Below are 20,934 nucleotides of genomic sequence, written 5' to 3' on the forward strand. Positions count from 1 at the left end.
GCTAAAGAAATATTGTTTTTTTGTTGTTAGCCTTTCGTTTGTGTTGGATGAATGAAAGGAAAAGGAATGAATAAATTTATATTGCCCATGTCAATCGCTATAGCTAGTTCTGTTAACGCGGAAGTAAACTTAAACCAAAGTACATCGGGTCGTTTGGTAGCTCCCTCTACCGTATCTAATCATTGGAATAATTATCAGATAAGTATTAGGAATGATGGTGTTAACCCCATTGAATTGAATGATGAGACATTTAGTTTTGTCACACCAACTCAATTGTATAGCGCCCCTTGGGGAGTACAAGGGGCCGGCCTAAATTTGGAGGTAGGAAATGCAGAGAATGAAGGCTATCGAAATGTGGTTCGATTTAATTCATACAGTGGATCATCAGTACTGTTAGCTCCTGGAAATAAGATTACAATGACATTTGGGTATGGTGGTATTTTAAATCAGGAAGTGGTTGAGTCGTCTTTTCAATTAAGCGTTGAAGATGAGGTTTCTGATAACAATAAACCGTCGGTAACATTAACAAAGCCAAATACCAACATAACAATAAAGGAAGGAGGTAATTATACGCTTGCAGCAATTGCCTCTGATATAGACAATGACTTAGAAGGTGTAAGGTTTTTTGTAAATAATAGTCAAGTCGCAGATGTTAAGAGATCGCCATTTACAACACCTATAAGTAATATTGATGTAGGAACTTATCCTGTTTACGTACATGCATATGATGAAAAAGGAAATGTTACACAAAGCTTAACCCAAATAATTACGGTTGAAGCGGATAAAGGTACTGCACCTGTGGTTGAGGTCGTTGCTCCTATTGCTGAGCAAGAAATCGCATTGGGTGACTCGGTGGTGATTTCTGCAAACGTTAGTGATATTGATGGTGATTTAGAGGGGGTTGAGTTTTACATCGACGGACAGAAAGTTGAGACATTGACACAGGCGCCTTTTGTTTATCAATTTACACCAATATCAGAAGGGCTGTATAGTTTTAATGTTGTGGCTTTTGATGGCAAAGAAAATCGAACAGAATCTAAAGTTTACGCGCTAAAGGTAGTAGAGCCAATAGTTGAGAGTCATCCTCCTGTGATTTCTTTGTTATCACCAAAGGGTGATATTGAAACTATCGTTGGTGAGGTTATTACTCTTATTGCTAACGCGTCAGATAAAGACAATGATTTAAAAGAAGTTCGTTTTTATAGTGACAATCAATTATTCAAATCCTTATCCTCATCACCTTATACCGCAACTTTTACTGCTATTGAAGGTGAAAGTGTTTTATTTGCTGAGGCCGTTGATAAAGAAGGCAATATTACTCGTTCTAGTTCAATTAAAATAACGGCAAGTAAATTGAATGAATCAGGTGAGGGAGCTGATTGTGATTTGCCATTTTATGCAAATGGAGAGCAGTATAACTCAGGAGACCGTGTGCAAAATAACGGTTCCATTTATGTTTGTAAACAGTTTGGTTGGTGTGGGCAAAATGCTTATGAACCCGGTGTTGCATGGAACGGTAATGAATACTGGAAAGATGCCTGGGACGTTGAAGGAACATGTGAAGCAACTGAAAATATTGCGCCAACTATTTCTTTATTAATGCCTGAGGTGTTTGCTAATACGAGTTTTGAATTTAGTGCATCAGCAAGTGATGATGGTGAAGTAATTCGTGTTGACTATTATTTAAATAGTGCGTTAGTTGGTTCATCAGAAGAGGCTCCATTTATTCTAGCCCATCAAGGGTTGCCTGAAGGAAACTATCAGTTATTTGCTGTCGCGACGGATGATGAGGGTGCTCAAACTCGTACCGTAACTGAAGACTTTTATGTAGATAAAGCGTTTAATGGTAATCGTCTAACATTAACGTTCCCTGAGTTTTCTCATAAAGACTTATTGAACCCTCCATCTGAATTAAGTACTCAAGAGTTAACTGGTGAATTATATTGTCCATCAACAGAAGAGCGAATTAAAATCAGAGGCTCATGGGGAGAAACGGTTTATACTGATGAACTCAATGATTGTCAATATCAGCTGATTTTAGATGAGGTTAGTGGTTATTTACCTCGCTTTTCACCATGGTTAGTTGATTTCACGAAAACTGAAGAGCGTGAGGTTTCAATCGATGCTCTTTACCGTGCACCTATTGAAACAGACGCTTTATTTCCGCTTGGTGATGTAAATGTTGACTTATTTGCTGAAGGCGTTTACCAAGCAAGAGCATTAGCTCAGGGTGATAATATTATTTTTGTTGGTTCATCGGGTATTAAATTGGATCATGATCCCCTAGGTAGTGTTATTTATGCGATTGAGTTAGATCCTCAGACTAAACAACCTATTGGAACTTATATTGTCGCTGAAGGTGAAGAGCCGCACGGTGTCGCTTATCGTAATAATACGCTTTATTATGCGACTGTTGGGGCTTTATATAAGATCTCTAATATTTCAGAAACATTTAAGCACCGTCCAAAAGCTGAGAAAATCTTTACTTACCCAGCAGATGGAACAAAAGTGCCTATTCCGCCAGAGACGCATTGGAAGGCTCGTTGGCAACATCAGAAGCACCCAATTAAGTTTAATACCGTTGATTTGAGTGATAATAAATTATACACGGCTATTGGTAACCCTTGTAATATTTGTGAGACTCCCGATGAGGAGCTTTACGGAACGATTATTGCGATTGATCTTGATACTGGAGATTATGAGATCATGGCCCGTGGTATTCGTAATGCTGTAGGGTTTGATTGGCATCCTAAAACGGGAGAAATATGGTTTAGTGATAATAATCGACAACAGTTTATTAACCCTGGCGAAATTAACCGTATTTCTACTCCAGGTGAGCAACACTTTGGTTTCCCTTATTTCTTTGGGAAAAAAGTGCGCGGATTGCTAGATGAAGAAATGGCTAATTGGAAAAAAAATCTGTTATACACAAATATTATTCCACCAAATTCAATTCTTCCAGAAGTGGATTATAGTATTATAAAACCATCGGATTATTCACCAGCTGCATTTAATGTATTTAGTAGTAATGCGCCGCTAGGGGTTCAATTCTGGGACGCTTATTCTAAAGAAGATGAATTGCAATATTTGGTTTATGCAACGCATGCTAATGGCTCTACTGAATATCCTGGCTTAGAACTACGTATGGTGACGATAGAGAATGGTACAAAAGTTATTCATGAACGTCCGCTTATTACTGGGTGGATGCGTGATCGCTCTAGTGTTCAGACTTACCAATGCTTAACGGATGCTTGTATTGGGCGACCAGTAGAGTTTCTTGAATTAGAAGATGGTTCTATGTTGGTATCGGATGATAAAGCGAGTGTATTATATCGTCTAACTCTAAACCCAAGTGGAGCAAATGTTAAGCAAGTCAGTTTTTCTGTACCAAGTGAGGCTCCAGATCGTAGTATTAGCGATGAGTTAATAAGTGGTGCTCTTATTCATCAGAATGGGCATGAAAGTAAATTTCATATGGCGTGGGGTGCACGAGATATGGATATTGATGGCCTTGAAAACGGTACCTACAACGTTCGTTTAAATGATGTTGGTGACTATATTCCTGAAATTCGTGAATATGAGATTATTATTTCTGATTCTAACCCAAGTGAAAATATTATATTAGCATATAAAGAAAAACCCGTAGATCTAGTTGGTATGGCAACTATTACCGCGCCATCAAAGCCGGTTAATATTAGTGTTGATAATATTGATGTTTTAATTATTAATACTGAAACACAAGAGGAGGTTACACGTACGTTAGTTTGGGGGGAGTCGCTATCAGAAGAACTAAAATACGGTTCGTATGAAATACAATACCCTTATTTTAATAACTATTTACCAAGTCCATCGGCACAAACAGTGATTATTAATGAGTCAAACTTAGAGCATAAATTAACATTTGATTATGAAGCGTTTAATGATGGTGCGGATTTAATTAATAAAAATTGTGCTAGTTGTCACGGTGCGGGTGAAAATGGTGGTGTAAGCGAGTTTTTTGATAATGCAAATAAAGCTTCTGTATGGGGTAATGCTGGCTATGATGCGTTATTAGATAAAATCATGAGTATGAATGTTTCTGGGCATTGTGATAGGACATGTGCTGAAGAAATTGCTGATTATTTATATGATGATGTTTGGAATGATTATTTAAATGCAACAGACTCATTTGGTAATCGACAAGTACGTTTGTTAACTGCTTATGAATATTCTAATAGTATTAAAGATTTATTTAATATTACTATTGATAAAAATAAGTTACCAAAAGATAAATATGAGCGTGAATTTATATTCGCAGGTCAGGCAAATCATGGTGTTATTCTCCCAGAAGATATGAAGCAATACCATAGTATGGCGGTAGATATTGCGGATCGCTTAGATTTAGAGTCAATAGGTTATTCCGAGAATATCAATGCAACTGACTTTGTGAACCAAATTGGTTTGAAGGTCTATCGTAGACCGTTAGATAGTGCTGAAACGTCGCGTTTTGTTTCTTTCTTATCTCAATATGATGCGCGTGATTTAGTTGCTGCTATGTTGCTGTCACCAAATTACTTGTATCGTTCAGAATTAGGTTCGTGGAATTCAGACGAATCAGCATATGAGTTATCTCAGTATGAATTAGCGACTGCTTTGTCATACAGTTTCTTAGGTACAACACCAAGTACATCATTGCTTATTAAAGCTTCGAAAGGTGAATTAGACACAGATACTCAGATTGCTGATCAAGTTGCTTCTATGATGCAAAGTGAAAAAGGCATAAAGCGCTTTACTGATTTCATTGGATATTACATTAATACCAAAGTTGAGGAGCTACCAGAGAAACCTGGGTTAACTCCTGATGTTGTGAATGCGATGGTTCAAGAGCAAGCTGAGTTTATTCGTTACTTTTTAACGGAAGGAGAAGGAACACTTACAGAGTTGTTTAATCCTAACTTTACTTTTGTTAATGAGACCCTTGCTAAACATTATGGTATTGATGGGGTAGTGAGTGATGAGTTTGAAAAAGTAGGCTCAAAAGAAGGTCAGCGTGGTGGCTTATTGCATCATGGTTTAACACAAGTGATTAACTCGGATTATGCTGCGACTTCTTTAGTTAAACGTGGGTTAATGATTCGTCAAAATCTACTATGCCGAACTATTGGAGTGCCGGTTGATGTCGACCCAGATTCTATTGAGTTACCAGATACAGCAATAACCACACGTGAGCGTTGGGATACGATTAACGGAGAGTTTGCTTCTGCCGGTCAATGCTGGGAATGTCATCAGTTTATGAATGATACGGGAGCTTCTTTGGAAAACTATAGTCAAACTGGTGAATGGAGAACAGAAGAAGTGGCATATAACGAACCAGGTACAGTACTATCAATCGATGCTTCAGGTCCATTACGTGACAATACAGGAATGAACGTGATTTTAGAGTTTGAGAATGCACGAGATATTTCTGCTCACTTCCCAACAAATACAACAGTTATGCAATGTTTAGCTGACAGTTACTTCCGTTACGCTATGGGAGTAGAAGCTGATGCAGAATCAACCGCTGGTATTCAAGATATGACCCAAGAGTTAAAGGAAAGTGGATCGATTCATGAAATGCTCAAAACTTTAGCCACTTCTCATATGTTTAAATTTAAAAAGGATGATGAATAATGACATTTTTAAAGAGCCGTAGACGTTTTCTACAAGCTGCTGCTACATCAAGTGTGGTGGCTCCGCTATCATTAGGTGGGTTAACCCGTATGGCGCAAGCATCAACAACGGGAAAGGCAAAGACAAAAGTTGTTTTCTTTGTTATTGGAGATGGTTTTGCTACCGATAGCTTTCAAGGGAAATATAATGAAGGCTTATGGTTTCCTAAAAATATAGGGAACGCAGTAGAGTCTGAAAACTTTTTACTAAATGAGATGAGTCAAGAATTAGCAGCTTATCAAAGTCAATCTTTATATTTACAAGGAATGATGCTTGGTGGAGGGAATGCTGGTCATGGAGGATGGGCAGAGGTATTACGTGATAGAAATAAAAGCCAATCTTCAATTGATGTCATACTTGGGGAGTCAATGGTTGGAACCGATCCATCCCAAAGAAGTCTGTTTGCAGGCCCTCATGCTGTGGATCATACTAATTGGTATGTTTCGTGGAATGGTGGGAATAAACGTACACCTCATGCGAACCCTAGATTGATGTTTGAAAATGTATTTGGTGTGAATTATATCAATGAAAATAAAACGGCAGGCTCAACTGGCTCAAAAGGAACACACTTGTTTGATCCTATTAATGAAGACATTCAGCTGTTAAGAAGTAAAGTGAGTGGGGCTGAAAAGCAGAAACTGGATACCCATTTGGATTCCATGGAAAAGGTCGTCACGGATATGAATAATACAGGAGAAATTACCGCGCAATGTAACCCTATTCCGCCAGCGGATAGTCCAATAATGTCCCCTGATTATCGTAATGTTGTTCAACAAAGTCATCACCAAGTGGTAGCAACGACATTAAGCTGCGGAGTATCGCGAGTGGCGACAATCCAAGTTGGACGTTCAGCAGACCAAATTGTTATTAAAGATGCAAGTTTGAATGCGAACCCACATGATTTAGCACACCGTTATAAAAGTGAACAAGAATGGAAAGACTGCCGTAAGTGGTATGCAAGGCAAGCTAAATTATTTTTAGATGAATTAGCAAGTCATGCGGATCCTGATGTCCCTGGAGATTCTTTACTTGATCATACATTAGTGGTTATTACTTCTGAGATGTCAGATGGTGCACCAGAACATCAATATAATATGCCAATGCTTATGGTTGGTGGAGCATCTGGGTTACTTAATAATGGTACTGGAAATGGGCGTTATTATAACATTTCTCAATATGGTGACCGAAACCATTGGCAAGCAGGTAAACAGGTCGATTTTCAACGTGTTTGGGCAACATTAGCACAAGCGATGGGAACAAATGTTCCTTACAGTGGTGACGTAAGTGTTATCCCTGGTATTTTTAATAATGTGACTTAAGGAGGTTGGGCCAGTCAGTAGTTACTGTCTGGCCTTTTTCAAAGGATGAAAAAGAAATTAATTATTGTATTTTATGCGTGGTTGCTGTTTGGATGTGAAGATATCTCTGCTTTATCCAAAGGAGAAACTAAAAATCAGATGATGGAGAATAAAAAAGTAAGTGCTCTAGAAAATGATAGCGGGAGGAGTCATAGATTAATTACAATTAATGGTACATTTTATACACAAGATAAAAGTTTACCGTTCGTTGAAGTGCCTGCGATAGCATCTATTCAGAGTATGGATAAACAAGGAAAAGTTGAAACTATAGTGAAGCAAAATGTTAAAGCAACATATGAAACAGGATTTGTTGGTCGATATAGTTTGACAATAAATACGAAAGAGTTTGATAAAGAAGCATTTTTATTTGTACATATTGAGGCTAAAAAAGACGGCAAGACGTTATGGGAGAATTATAAAATGAAAGCTAAGCTCCCTTCATTAATAAAGGACTATACTTTAAACTTTATTGTTCAGTGATTAAAAGTAACTATATCTATGATAAAGCTCTAATTAATATTTGATATGTATAAATCATACTAACCAGTACATTGTTATTTAACAAAGTGCTGGTTTTTTTATATAAATAAATTCAGATTGAATTTGCAACTCACTCTCCATGTAGGCATTTTATTTATTTTATAATTTAATCTGATATTTAAAAAGCACAACTATGTGTTTAAGTTTTTTGATTTTAATGGTTTAATTTTCGCAACTAAACTGTGCTATTTGTTTGTCTTTGTAATAATAATAATTATTAGCTTTTGGTGTTGTAGAGATATAGATAAAATCGTAATTTGATCGTGATGGTTTTGTTAAATGCTTCGTTTAATAAAATCAATAAATATTATTATTAATTTGTATATTAGAATGTTAGTAGGCGCTAAATGGAAGGTCGTTTAAAAAGTATGTGTACGACATGCTTAGAAAGAAAAGAAGATAGCAGTATTAGTTGTTTAGCCTCCACTGTATATGTTAATAAGAAGGTGTGTCGTTTTATGTCTCTTATGTTAAGTCAACCAGTAGGACATATACATTCTTATGATGACATATATGCAGCAGTATGGCCTGATTCTATTGTAAGTCAAAGCAGCTTATTGTTATTGATTCACAATGTAAGGCGAGTTTTACCAGAAAATGTAAAAGTCTATAATGTAAGAGGTGTTGGCTACTTTGTGTTAGAGGAATAAATTTATCACCTAAAGGCTTAAATTATATTATTGAGTTCAATATTTATGATAACTTTAGGCGTTTTTATTTATTTGTAAATTAATGTGCTATGTATACTTGTTTTCTTTTGTGCGATAGTTATTTCGAATATAAAAGTATAAGATAGAAAAATGTCAAAGTATACATATAAAGTAAATAAAATATACTCTTCTTCTGGAAAAGTATTGGCCTATGATTTATTAGTTATTTTAAATAATCTTGAAGTTGTAGATTTTTCCTATCTTTCAGATATGGAGTTCAAAACAATTTTAATTGAACAGGTTGAGTATTTGTCCACTTTTCGAGAATGCTTGATCAGCATAAATGTTAATTTAAGGTTGTTAAAGCTTGATTGGTTTAATTCTGAGTATTTACCTATTTTAGAAGCCTTAAAAACGGAAAATGATCTGATGGTTTCACTTAAATTTATAGGTGAGGATACTTTATCTGTAGCTCGTTATGATTTTGAAATATTGAATTTAAAAACAAAAGGTTTCCAGATTTGGATGGGTAATTTTGGCCATAAGGAAACCAACCTTGGCTTTATAAAGAAAGTAAAAGCATTTGATGTTGTAAAGCTTAGTCAGGCTTTTGTTGAAGAAATGTTTCAGTTTAATCAATCACTATTATCAGATGTAATTAAAGCACTAAGAGCCCAAAATATTACACTAATTGTTTCAGGTATAAATAATGAGCTTATGCTAGATTTTGTTTCAAAGCACTATTGTTTTGGTATCGGAAATTATTATTCATAAAATAGTATATTATAGGATTTTTTGTTATGTTTTTTTTATAAGTGCTATGTGACAAGCTTTTAATGATTAGTAGAATCAATACTCTATTGTTTTTTATAAAATTGGTGAAAGATGTTTGATGATTTGACTGAGTTAGATATGGAGATATTGAAGTGCTTGCAAAAGGAAGGTTTAACAGTAAATAATGGAATAAAGGTAATTATGAATAAAATTTATTACCTGAATTACATAGATAGAATTTTAATGCGAAAAGCGATTGATTTTTTAGGTGAAGGTAGAAAAGACTATATAATTTCAAATATTTATAATAATAAACGTTTGAAGTACTATCATCAAGTTAAAAAAAAATAGTTGGATATTATGGTTTTGTTTAATGATTTACTGCGTAAACTGGATAAAGTACGTAGAGATAAAATGAAGTGGATGGAACCTTTTTTATTTTATATTTTTAATAATAAAAAATATAATGATGTATCTTTATTAAATCCTGAGGCTGTTAAAAATATCCTTATCGTAAGGAATAATAAAAGAATTGGGAATATGTATTTTCTTATCCCCTTTGTTAAGGAGATAAGAAAAAAATATCCAGATGCACATATCACACTAATTTTAAAGTATGAATGGCAGAGAGAGGTTTTTCTTGGTATGGGAATTGATGAATTTGTTTTTTCTCATTTCTCTGCTAGAGCGGCATTTAAGTTTATTTCTTCTATTATAAAAACAAGAAGAAAAAAGTTCGATCTTATTTTTCAGCCTTATTCATCAGTTGAAGATACCTTGATCTGTTCTATGCTTAGTGCTAGAAATAAAATAGCTCCTTTTCACAAGCGCCGAAATTTTGTTTTTACTCATACTTTTAAGAAAAGAGATAAATTAAAGCATGCTGCGCTGAGTCGGTTATATTTAATTTCAGAGCTAGGCTTTGAATGTAAAAATGTATCTCATTTTCTTGAGTTAACTGATAAAGAATTAGTCACTGGTCTGTTAGATAGGCAAGATGTATATGCTGGTAATGAATTATGTATTGCTTACTTTAGAGGAGCAAGAGGAACAAAAAGATTATCTGACTTACAATGGCGAGAGATTTTATCTAAAATTGAACATGATTTAGAACAGAAAATTAAATGGATAGAGATATTAAGCCCAGATATAACAAGTCCTTTGAATGATGATTCATTATATTATTATAATTCAAACATGCGTATTTTATCGAGTTTCTTAAAAAATGTTGATATATTTATTAGTTGTGATACAGGACCTTTGCATTTAGCCGATGCGTCTAATTGTCGCTGCCTTGGTTTATATAATAAAACAGATCCTGAAGTATTCGGGGTATTAAATGAACTATCACATAATGTTCAAATAGAAGATATTGATAATCTAGATTTTAGACAGTTTTTATAAATGAGATATAAAAAAAGCTTAGATACAACTAGTATCTAAGCTTTTTTTTATATTTTAATTTTAAGTTTTTCTTTTAATTCATTATGATGTTCATAACATAATTGAACTTTTTTAAGTATAAATGGTTCACTTAATAGCTTTATAAAATTGAATTTTAATATGAAAATATTTCCATAATTATCTTCTTTTATTGCTGTTATTAGTATACCTCCGAGTTTTTCTAAAAGATTGATAAAGTTTTTCCCTCTTAACATGATGTATACATCATGGTTTTTTAATTTTTCCGACATTAGATGAGCAAACATATGTCCAATAAGTAATGAAAATGTTGATTCATCAGGAAAGTAACCAAAATCTATTAAAATTGAGTCTTCGTTAGGTTTTATATTAGTTTCTTTTAAAAATAAATGTGCATTGTGTATCTTTCTTATTAATGTTAAATGACCAATAAATGAGCATTTGTCTTTTATTGCAAGAACTGTGATATTTATATTTGAATTTTCTTTATGTGATAATAGTAAACGATGTAAATTGGAAGGGTTGTAAAAAAACTCAAGTGATGGAATATGCATATTTTTATTTACATAAATTAAATGGAGCGATTCTTCTTTTTTTAATGGCTTACTATAATAAATATCATGATATTTGTTGTTTATTTTCATAAAAGCATCTTTTTTGGCTACCTCTACAGCCTTTTTATTTTTAGGTATATCTATATTTTTTATAAATTTGATAGCCCCTTTTTCTAAATAGTGTGCGATTAATAACTGTTTTTCTAAGGAGGGAGAGGTCTTAGAGTTAATCCAGCGACTAAACGTAACTTCATCAAGTGAGTTTAATTTTTTATATTTTAAATTTAGATCGCAAATCATTTCTTTTTGTTTTTTTTTGTTTTTGTTTATCATTAACAATAAGTATTCGCTAAATTTCATAATTAAAGCCTAGTTTTAAGTTGATAATTAACTTTATATTTTTGTTTTTTATTAAAGTTAGCATTATATAATTACATTTGTTTTTTTTTGCTTATTTTATTACTTTGATTTTATTTGTTTCAATGTGTTATAGGTTTTTATTTTATCTCGCGACATTAAATTAATAATAATTATTTCTTCTGTTTTTTTGTTATTAATCGCTTCATTATTGTGAATCTTGGCATTAGTAAATGAAATTTTTATTTTGATGCTACATCAAATTATTAATTGCTTTTTATAATACTCACCTTATTTAAGCATGTAAGGATATTTAATATGAAAATTCAACCTTCTACGATTAAAGGTTTAAGTTTAATTGGTAGTGTTATCGCGGCAGCAACTGGTTATGGGCATCTATTTAGTTTAGATTTAAGTCATGAGAATTCTATTCAATTTGGTGGTGTTATCGGTCTTGCTGTTCCTTTTGTAATTGGCGCTTATGAAGCAATCAGAGATGAGTTTAAAAATGAAAAAAGAGCAAGTAATTAGTATTTTGTTAACCGCTGCTATTTCTGTTGGAAGTGGAATTGTCTCGGGAAGTGTTATAGTGACAACGTTAAAAAATGATGTTACATGGATTAAAAATAGATTAAATGATCAAGAAGTGAGAATTCGAGATTTAGAGCGAAGAACTTTTCATAATACTTAAATTTATTAAAATTTCATGATTAACATTGAATATGAAGAGTAAAAATAATGAATGAAATTAATCAGTACCCATCCATTTTTTTAAAGATTTTTAAACGCGTTATTGAGCATGAAGGTGAATATCAATGTAATTCACAAGATCCTGGTAATTGGACTGGGGGAAAGGTTAATAAGGGGAAGCTAAATGGTACTAAATATGGGTTATCGGCACATTCTTATCCTAACTGGGATATAAAATCGATAACATTAGAAGAAGCAAAAGTTGAATATTTTAAATGGTATCAAAAATCTAAAATTTATCAATTTAGGGAGCCATTACAATATCAATTATTTGATGCTGCTTTTAATCATGGTCAAAAGTGGGCTAATCGTTTCTTACAGCGTGCTGTTGGGGTTAAAGATGATGGAATTATAGGAATCATAACTATGCGTAGTGTCTTATCTTTTAATGTAGAGTATGTTTTGATGAAGTTTTTAGCTGTAAGGACTCGATTTTTTACAGATTTAAGTTCATATGATGTATTTGGACGTGGTTGGGTTCGAAGGGTTGCGAAGAACTTACATTATGCTGCTGAAGATATTTTAAGTCTTAGAGATTAATAATGTTATTGCTTATGTTCTTAGCATGGTGGGACTGAAATACAATTTAGAGTGCTATTTGTTAAGTGCGATAAAAAGATACTATATATTTTCTTTAATTATAACTATGAAAAGGAGATTTATGACTTTATTTAGTTTTCAACTTTTTAACTTGTATTATAAAGAGTTAATATCTAAAAATTATTATACTGTTCTTGATATAACATCTGATAGTTTTTATAAATTTCGTGAGAATACAAGAGATGTTTTTTCTTTTTTGGAAGCTAAAAGGTTGTATAACGAAGCTGAAAAGTATAACAAAAAGCTAAGTAGGCAATAGCTTGATTTACTAAGCTGCTTTAGAAAAACAATGAAACTTTTATTGATAATTAATTAAATATTTCTCTTTATAAGAAGTTTAGTTAAAAATCATCATATATTCATATAAATTAAGGTATGACTCCTATTTTTTAATAGCAAGTTTACTACCTTTATTTATAGGCAACGAAAGGATGTACAACATGAGTAGTACAATTAGTGATTATAATAAATCACCTTCTAAATTACCAATGTCTTCATTATTAAAGGCATCTATTCCTGAGTCTTTAATGCCAGTTCTTCCGATGAGTCGATCATCTGCTAAGTCATTTAAGAAAGATGAGAATTTGTTAGATACTTTAACTAAGATGGGGTATACCTCGATATTTGATATTACTCGATTATCTCGCTCTCGTTTTATTTTCCGTTACGATGAGCAGTTGCGTGGTAACGCTGGTGAAATATATGATCGTGCTGCAAGTTTTACCAATCAAGTAATTCATAAGTATAGAAAGCAGAAATTACGCAATAATATTAATAAATCTCAAAATGTTAGAAGTCGTAATTTTACAGCTACGAATGATAGTGATACGAGTACAGCTGATTTACCTTGCTATGCGGATTTATTTCCTGAATCATGGTTAGATTTTTGTAGAGAGAACTCTGTTGAGTCTATTGACTCCCCTGTTAGTTACTTAGTCGATCTTTTTCGTTTTATACAAGAAATTGAGGCTGATGGTAGCTCGGATTCGATTACGTTAGCTAAACGTAGACCAGATATCGCTCAGCTTCCACTAAATTATGATAGCACTTATCAAGAGTTGCCTGAACTCGATTTGGTTAATGTTATTTTGATGCTTAGTATTCAAAACTTTTTGCAAGGAGGAGATGTTTATCAAGCTTTAGAAAGCTGTCATTTCCCTTTTTCTTTACCTTATAGTTTTTCAAATGATCAAGTTCATTTAGGTTTATCTGTAAAGGGTTCTACGTTAAGTGAGTTAGTTAAAACAGAAGAATCATTTGAATACCTTCCATGGGATATAAGTAAAGAGCAACGTAATAATGTATTGTTATCTGCGACGAAACTAAGTCAAAGTGAGTGTAATCTTTTAATTGAAGGTGCTGTATTTTCTCAATATCAATTAACAATAGATGATTTGAAAACAAATGGTTTTGAGAGTAGTAGCACAACTGAAATATTACCAAATGCTAATTTAGAGCAGCATGGTTATATTGTAGGCTCTCAAGGTTTGGGGGGACCAACCACTTTAGTGTTGCGAAGTGCGTCGAAAGATATTCTTCCTCAGCACTTTGAAAATATCGTTGTGCCTTGTACGAATGAAGACGGTTCTAACACGATTAATATTACATTAAAATGTGAAAGTGTGCTTACTTACCATCGTGTAAAAGCGCGTATGGTGCCATTTGAAATAAATGATGATAACGAAAACAAGACCGCTTACCATCGGCAGTTGAGGTTAACTCTTGATGATAATCTATCTAATTTAAGTGATGGTCCTTATTTTGGGAAATTGGATATTAATGCACAAGCTCTTGATGAAGAAAGTTCTTTTTCACAACTTCATTTTGCTTTTGCAATCGCTGATGAAAATATCGATTCTAGTGACTTATGGCCGAAAGCTGATCAATACTTTTATGATAATTATGGTGTGCATTTAGAACAGTATAATGACCTAAAAAAGGTAACAACCTTTAGCCAGTCTATAAATGGTTCTGCTATTGAAGTTGAGCAGTTATTAGCTCAAGGTGATTATCAGCCTAAAGTATCCCCAAATGTGGTATTTAAAAATAGCATATTTAATAATGAATCATCAGATCTAGTTTTTCCTGATTCTTATCATTATGGTGCTAAATATATAAACAATGCTGAGTCTTCTCCCTTATCAATTGAAATTGTAAGGAACGGTGATAATGGATGGAGAGAAATTGGTGGAACCTCAGAGGCTAGGTATGAAAGGATTAATCGGTTCTTGCGTTTTGCGCGTTGGGCAGAATTGCCTCATGATAAATTGGACTTATTGCTTAGCTCAATTATGCAAGCAGAGCAGGGGGCTGAAGAATTAGGAATTATTACCGAGCGTACAGTAAGGGGGTATGGTTTATTTTGTTACCTTAATGACAAATATTCTGTATTACCAGAAGCTTTTAGTGCGATGTTTGATGTAATTAACGTTTATAGTATTAGTCCTGAAATTTCATTTTTCGATTATATATTTAATCAACCTCAGCTATTTGATACGCCGTTTATTCAAGATGATGAAGCCTTTGATTATACAGATCCGTTAGACCCTAGTGTTAAGCAAATTTGCTCTGGATTATCTATATCGACAACTACATTTTTATTGTTGGCGCCATTAGTGTCTGAGGCGCTTGAGTTAGATAAAAATACATTAAGACGCTCTGCATCTGTCTTATCTTCTTTGTATCGGTTAGTTAAGTTACCTGCTTTGTTTAATTTATCACCAGAAGAAGGGCTGGATTTATTAAAGATCTTAAGTAAAGTCTTATCATTGAAGCTTAACGTGAACGACAAATGGAATGAAAATGAATATAAAACATTTGTAAAGAACTTCATTATTCATCCTCAGATAATTGATGGAGAGTGGGATACGCTTGATGTTGTTCTTCAGTTAGAACAGTTATCTGATTTTATGAAAAGCTCTGGTTTTACAACATCTGATCTTATGCTTTTATTGAAGGTATCTCCTTCTCCTTTGGTCGCAACTCAGGGAATGGTTAACTTTTTTAATAGCATGAAAAAGCAATTAACTAGTGAGGTACTTCTGAGTGAAGAGAGCTTTATGCGTCCAGATCTTCCTCTGCTTTCCAGTAGTTGGATGAGTTCGTTATCTGATTTAATTACAGCTGATGGTTTGGTTACTCCTTACCCTGAAGTTTGGGGGCAAACTGATGCTCAGTATTTGCAAGAAGAATTAAAGGTAATTGTAGGGTCAATGGGTCTAGGTGAGGAGACTTCTGCTGATACAGTGGCTGTTCTTGAGCAAATTATTACTCAGGCAAAGTCGACTCAAGATAATTTGGTAGCAACGGCTGTCGCTAATGAATATGGAGTTTCTCGCGAATTAGTTAATCCACTTTTAAGTTGGTGTGAAACAAGTGTAATGAAGCTTTGTTCGGAATTGCTAGTTACGGATCCTTCCATAGCTATTTCAGAAACATTATTTACGTTTGCTTATGATTTACTATTACGTACGACAGTTGTTTCTCAATTTAACTTGAGTTTTGATGCGTTATTTATGCGTTTATCGAAGCCGGAGTGGTTAAATTTAGATAAGTCAGATGGGGGAGAGGAGGTATTAACCTCGGATCTTACATTGGCTGAACTTTGGTTATGGAATGATTATAAAAAGTTGTTAGTAAGTAGCTCTTATACTGAAGAGGAAGTGCAAGCTTATTTCGCTAGTGCGAATTTGGATGAGACTTTAGAACCTTTAGGATGTGCAAATTTATTGGCTGATATTTTAGCATGGGAGGGCGAAGAGGTTTTAAATTCGACCAAAATGCTTGCTGATGGGCGTGCTAAGACTTTGTTACAGGTTAATTGGTTAAGAGAAGTTCAAAAGCTGTCGGCAAAAGTTGGAATCTCTGCTTTATCTATCATTTCTGCATCGCAGTTAAATAGCGCCTCCACGAGTAAAGAATTAAAATCTATAGCAGAAAATGTGGTTGCGGCAAGTAAAGATGAAAATGAGCTTCTAGCGGAGCAACTTGCTGAAACTTTGCGTGATGCTTTAGTTGGTTATTATTTAGATCAATTAGTGCCTAATGATCCTGATATGGTTGAATATCGAGATAGGTTAAGAAGTGTAGATGAACTTTATGATTTTTTATTATTAGATACGCAAGTTTCTTATAAAGTAAAGACCGCAGGAGTTGCTAATGTAACGAAGAGTCTACAACAGTATATAAATAGGATAACTCTTAACCTTGAACCAGGATTAAGTACAACACTTGAAGAAACAGTGAATTGGCGTAATTTTGCTAATCGTTATGGCTCTTGGGCTGCGAATCAACAACTTAAAATTTATCCTGAAGTGTATATTGACCCTACATTGAGGTTAGGAAAAACGGATTTATTTTTTCAGTTGGAGTCAGTGTTAAATCAAGGGAAATTGAACGACGATACTGTAAAAGGGGCTGTTTTAGGCTATTTAAATAATTTTGAAGAGGTCAGTAATTTAGAGGTATTGTCAGGTTATGAGACTGGCGTTGAAATTGATAAAGATAAAATCTTTTTTGTCGCTAAAACGAGAACTCAGCCATATGTTTATTATTGGCGTTCGTTGGATATGAGCGAGGGAGATGCTCACAGCTTAGATCTTTATCCTAGTGCTTGGGAAGAATGGAAAAAGATTGATTTGCCGCTTGATGCTGCTGAACCAAGAACTGTGCGTCCTGTGATTTTAAATGACCGTTTATATATCGCTTGGATAGAAACGTCAGAAGAAGAAAAAGAGGATAATACTGCAGCAGAATTTATCACTAAGATGCAGCTTGCTCATTTAAAATTTGATGGCAGTTGGAGTACACCTAATTTATTAAAGCAAGCTAAGCTAGCTGATAAGATAACAGATCTTATTGCGGTAATGGATACGACACGAGCTGAAGATAAATTGATGTTAGTCAGCTATGCAATGAAAACTGGCTATGATGAGAGTAATAACAATCAGTTTTATGATTATGCAACTTATTTTTCTTATGCTTGTGACACTATGCTTGTTGAGTCAACTGATTTTCCTCCTTCTGGTAAAGAAGGGGTAAGTGATATTGATTACTATAGCGATAAACTTGCGTGGTTTTATACTCGTGATCACGGAAATTTATATCCGGACGGAGGGCATTCAGCAACAACGCCTGATGAAGCTTACGCGCGTAGAGAGGTGGCAAGAGAGTTAATACTTTATCCATATGTGAATGTGTCAGACTTTATTATTAGTGACCCAACCCTTATAAATGGCTCTGTTGATGGGTTATCGGGTAAGCTAGGGGCTAATAATTTAACTCAGACGGTAAGTTATGTTGATGATAATATTAATACATTATATATCACTGTTAAATGTGATGATTATCATTATTTTAAAGAACCGACGACTGGATCTGAAAATCTTGATACGATTTTATTGTGTATTTGGGTTTGGGAAAAAGGGTCACCTATTGAGGGAGACACTAATAGTGAAAATCGACTTAATAACGGAAAGTTACGTTATGTAGAATATGAAGCTTATAGTGATAGTACCTCAGAGACAGGTGTTTTACCTGGGACTAAAGCCTATCCCGAAAATGGTTCTTTAACATTAACCACGACCTTAGAGCTTGAGCCTGGTTGGGGTGAGGTAGTTATTCAAAGTGGCTTTAGTCTTGTTCAGGAGAATGAAAATTGGGATTCTAATACTACTCCTTACTTTGATGATCCTGGTGGTCGTTATACATCAACTTATTATGTTGGCAAAAAGATGCGACCTTTATTGCAAAATAAGCGCAATAAAAAAGTTGAGTATTTACAGTTTCCAAAAGAGTATCAAGGAGGTAAGACCCAAGGAACTATTCGCTTAAATACATTGTTTGCTAAGGAGCTTATTGTTAGAGCAAATAAAGGTATTAGTGATGTACTTGATTGGGAAACACAGAATTTAATTGAGCCACCAGTGACAACAAATAGTGAATCAGTACCTATTGATTTTAATGGGGCGAACGGTATTTACTTCTGGGAATTATTTTTCCATATGCCTTATTTAGTCGCTTGGCGCTTAAATATAGAACAGCGCTATGAAGAAGCGGCTGAATGGATAAACTATATTTTTAATCCTAATGAGACGCTAGATTTGTTGGATTTACAGGAGGGGAAACCTCGTTATTGGAATTGTCGTCCATTAAGTCCATTAGAAGATGAAAGTCTTGGGCGTGCTTTAATGCAACCTTCAGATCCTGATGCTATTGCTGAATCAGATCCTGTTCATTATCGTAAGTCTATTTTTCGATTCTATGTAAATAATCTTATCGATGAAGGGGATAAAGCGTACCGTCAACAATCTCCAACTTCAAAGATAGTTGCTCGTTTAAGTTATGATACAGCTGGTGCGTTACTAGATCAGAGACCGGATACGCAGTTGATATCTAATTGGGAGACTTGCTCTTTATTAGATGCAGCAAATAATAACGACAGTGAACGTCGTATGTTGGAGAGAGAGACAACATCACTTAAGTTACTTCCTGTAACTCATGATGCGTCTGTTTCTAATCAGGATAATGGATTATTTTTAGATCCATTTAACTCTAAGTTAACTGAGCTTTGGGATACGCTAGAGCGTAGACTTTACAATTTACGTCATAATTTAACTATTGATGGTAAAGAGATGTCAACTCAGCTCTATGACACTGTTATGGATCCTATGGCGTTACAATCTAAACGTTATCAAAGAGTGGTTGCTTTAAATAATGCTGGAGCTTCTAAATTTGTTGTTCCTAACTATCGTTTTGCTTCTATGCTAAATAAGGCAATGAATGGGGTGGAAACTCTTATTCAATTTGGCAGTACATTGCTAAGTTTATTGGAGCGTAAAGATGGATTGAATTTTGATAGTTTTCAAATGAATCAACATCTGAGTATGTATAGTTTTACTATCAATTTACAACAACAAGCAATTGAGATTAGTGAGGCAGAATTAGAAGCGAGTGAAGCTGGCCGTGAAGTAGCAGAGCAACGCTATCAACATTATAAGAAACTATATGATGAGGATATTTCACGAACAGAGCAAGATGTTATTCAGCTACAATCTAGTGCTGCTAGTAATATTATTACAGCTCAAGCTTTGAGAACTTCTGCAGCAGTGTTGGATATGATGCCTAATATGTTCGGACTAGCCGTTGGTGGTATGCAATGGGGAGCACCGTTAAACGCTTTAGCTGAAGGAGCGATGATCAGTTATCACTCTGATAGTACTAAGGCGGATAGCTTAAGTGTTTCTGAATCTTATCGTCGTAGACGCCAGGAGTGGCAAATTCAATATCAACAAGCTGAATTAGAAATGAATACGATTGATAAGCAGATACTGGTTCAGCAGCGTCAAGTGAAGGCTGCACAAACGCAACTGGAACAAATTAAAACAGAATATGACCAAGCTCAGACTTTATTTGAGTATTTTAGTCGCCGTTTTACGAATGAAAATCTTTATACTTGGATGACGAGTCAGTTATCAAGTCTGTACTTAAAAGCGTATGACTCAGTGATGTCGATATGTTTAACAACGGAAGCTGCTTGGCAATATGAGATAGGCCAATTTGATAGTAATTTTGTTCAACCAGGAGTGTGGAATGATTTGTATCAAGGGCTTTTAGTTGGAGAAAGTATGAAACTAGGATTGGTGCAGATGGACCAAGCCTTTACTTATCAAAACTCTCGTCGTCAGGAGATAACGAAAACCATTTCATTGAAGGAGCATTGTGAGAAAAATGGCCCGGAAAGTTTTGACAGTTTGAAGAATACAGGAAGCATTGAGTTTAGTTTTACAGATAGTCACTTTAATGATTTCCCTGATTTGACGAACTTGAGAATCAAATCGGTTGCGGTATCACTACCTGCATTGATTGGACCTTATCAAGATATTTGTGCAACTTTAACCCAAAAGTCAAGCACAATTGATGGCAGTATCGGAACGGAAAGTAAGCAGGTTGTCTTGTCTCATGGAGTTGAAGATAGCGGCCTGTTTACGCTGAATTATGATGATGAACGCTTTTTACCTTTTGAAGGTACGGGAGTTGTTTCTGAATGGTCATTAATATTTAGCAATACAAACCAAGCGCAGCAAGATATTTACGAAAGCTTAAATGATGTGATCTTTCACGTAAATTATACAGCCAGAACTCGCTAAACCATAAATATAAGTTGGGTGTGACTAGCACCCAGCTAACGTACTATTAATTTATATATTTTTAACTGAGTCATTAGATTTTTAATGAGGGAGA

Annotated in this window: 12 protein-coding genes; 11 read left to right on the forward strand and 1 reads right to left on the reverse strand. The window is 34.4% G+C overall.

The annotated features are described in order from the left end of the window. Positions 1-66: 66 nt before the first annotated feature. The 7 genes from AVFI_RS16125 to AVFI_RS16155 all read left to right on the forward strand — a co-directional run bounded on the left by AVFI_RS16125 (position 67) and on the right by AVFI_RS16155 (position 10,414). On the forward strand, positions 67-5,649 hold the full coding sequence (locus AVFI_RS16125) for an Ig-like domain-containing protein (RefSeq protein WP_188863786.1): 5,583 nt from the start codon (positions 67-69) through the stop codon (positions 5,647-5,649). After that, positions 5,649-7,007: a DUF1552 domain-containing protein gene (locus tag AVFI_RS16130; protein WP_054775973.1), complete on the forward strand. Its 1,359-nt coding sequence runs from the start codon at positions 5,649-5,651 to the stop codon at positions 7,005-7,007. The genes AVFI_RS16125 and AVFI_RS16130 overlap by 1 nt, the downstream gene beginning before the upstream one ends. Positions 7,008-7,052: 45 nt before the next feature. Next, entirely contained in the window at positions 7,053-7,526 is a 474-nt protein-coding gene (locus AVFI_RS16135; protein ID WP_188863787.1) for a hypothetical protein, read from the forward strand. Between the two features lie 407 nt (positions 7,527-7,933). Further along, positions 7,934-8,236, forward strand: a complete 303-nt coding sequence (locus AVFI_RS16140; RefSeq protein ID WP_054775975.1) for a helix-turn-helix domain-containing protein — start codon at positions 7,934-7,936, stop codon at positions 8,234-8,236. 150 nt (positions 8,237-8,386) lie between these two features. Next, a complete protein-coding gene (locus tag AVFI_RS16145) occupies positions 8,387-9,010 on the forward strand; it encodes an EAL domain-containing protein (RefSeq protein ID WP_054775976.1) in 624 nt (207 codons plus the stop codon). Between the two features lie 111 nt (positions 9,011-9,121). Further along, positions 9,122-9,361 (forward strand): hypothetical protein, encoded by a 240-nt coding sequence (locus tag AVFI_RS16150; protein ID WP_188863788.1) that lies wholly within the window; start codon positions 9,122-9,124, stop codon positions 9,359-9,361. A 63-nt stretch (positions 9,362-9,424) separates the two neighbouring features. Continuing rightward, positions 9,425-10,414 carry a glycosyltransferase family 9 protein gene (locus AVFI_RS16155; RefSeq protein WP_188863789.1) on the forward strand — a complete coding sequence of 330 codons (990 nt, stop codon included), beginning with the start codon at positions 9,425-9,427 and terminating at the stop codon, positions 10,412-10,414. A 47-nt stretch (positions 10,415-10,461) separates the two neighbouring features. Here the strand turns inward: AVFI_RS16155 and AVFI_RS16160 are convergent, their stop codons facing one another. Continuing rightward, the gene (locus AVFI_RS16160; protein WP_188863790.1) at positions 10,462-11,346 is read right to left on the reverse strand and encodes a hypothetical protein; all 885 of its coding nucleotides are present in this window, start codon (positions 11,344-11,346) and stop codon (positions 10,462-10,464) included. A gap of 315 nt (positions 11,347-11,661) precedes the next feature. Between AVFI_RS16160 and AVFI_RS16165 the strand changes: the two genes are divergently transcribed. The 4 genes from AVFI_RS16165 (at position 11,662) to AVFI_RS16180 (ending at position 20,840) form a co-directional block, all read left to right on the forward strand. Next, positions 11,662-11,874: a hypothetical protein gene (locus AVFI_RS16165; RefSeq protein WP_188863791.1), complete on the forward strand. Its 213-nt coding sequence runs from the start codon at positions 11,662-11,664 to the stop codon at positions 11,872-11,874. Beyond that, positions 11,852-12,034 (forward strand): hypothetical protein, encoded by a 183-nt coding sequence (locus AVFI_RS16170; RefSeq protein WP_188863792.1) that lies wholly within the window; start codon positions 11,852-11,854, stop codon positions 12,032-12,034. The genes AVFI_RS16165 and AVFI_RS16170 overlap by 23 nt, the downstream gene beginning before the upstream one ends. 47 nt (positions 12,035-12,081) lie before the next feature. Further along, on the forward strand, positions 12,082-12,633 hold the full coding sequence (locus AVFI_RS16175) for a glycosyl hydrolase 108 family protein (RefSeq protein WP_188863793.1): 552 nt from the start codon (positions 12,082-12,084) through the stop codon (positions 12,631-12,633). Positions 12,634-13,133: 500 nt separating this feature from the next. After that, positions 13,134-20,840 carry a Tc toxin subunit A-related protein gene (locus AVFI_RS16180; protein ID WP_188863794.1) on the forward strand — a complete coding sequence of 2,569 codons (7,707 nt, stop codon included), beginning with the start codon at positions 13,134-13,136 and terminating at the stop codon, positions 20,838-20,840. Positions 20,841-20,934 lie beyond the last annotated feature (94 nt).

It is taken from the genome of Aliivibrio fischeri ATCC 7744 = JCM 18803 = DSM 507 (genome assembly GCF_023983475.1).
GTDB classification, from domain to species: Bacteria; Pseudomonadota; Gammaproteobacteria; order Enterobacterales; family Vibrionaceae; genus Aliivibrio; species Aliivibrio fischeri.

Bases quoted from the DNA above. Each gene is read 5' to 3' on its own strand.
- AVFI_RS16180 (WP_188863794.1), top strand. From the start codon at position 13,134: ATGAGTAGTACAATTAGTGATTATAATAAATCACCTTCTAAATTACCA.
- AVFI_RS16125 (WP_188863786.1), top strand. From the start codon at position 67: ATGAATAAATTTATATTGCCCATGTCAATCGCTATAGCTAGTTCTGTT.
- AVFI_RS16145 (WP_054775976.1), top strand. From the start codon at position 8,387: ATGTCAAAGTATACATATAAAGTAAATAAAATATACTCTTCTTCTGGA.
- AVFI_RS16155 (WP_188863789.1), top strand. From the start codon at position 9,425: ATGAAGTGGATGGAACCTTTTTTATTTTATATTTTTAATAATAAAAAA.
- AVFI_RS16150 (WP_188863788.1), top strand. From the start codon at position 9,122: ATGTTTGATGATTTGACTGAGTTAGATATGGAGATATTGAAGTGCTTG.
- AVFI_RS16160 (WP_188863790.1), bottom strand. From the start codon at position 11,346: ATGAAATTTAGCGAATACTTATTGTTAATGATAAACAAAAACAAAAAA.
- AVFI_RS16140 (WP_054775975.1), top strand. From the start codon at position 7,934: ATGGAAGGTCGTTTAAAAAGTATGTGTACGACATGCTTAGAAAGAAAA.
- AVFI_RS16165 (WP_188863791.1), top strand. From the start codon at position 11,662: ATGAAAATTCAACCTTCTACGATTAAAGGTTTAAGTTTAATTGGTAGT.
- AVFI_RS16175 (WP_188863793.1), top strand. From the start codon at position 12,082: ATGAATGAAATTAATCAGTACCCATCCATTTTTTTAAAGATTTTTAAA.
- AVFI_RS16170 (WP_188863792.1), top strand. From the start codon at position 11,852: ATGAAAAAAGAGCAAGTAATTAGTATTTTGTTAACCGCTGCTATTTCT.
- AVFI_RS16130 (WP_054775973.1), top strand. From the start codon at position 5,649: ATGACATTTTTAAAGAGCCGTAGACGTTTTCTACAAGCTGCTGCTACA.
- AVFI_RS16135 (WP_188863787.1), top strand. From the start codon at position 7,053: ATGAAAAAGAAATTAATTATTGTATTTTATGCGTGGTTGCTGTTTGGA.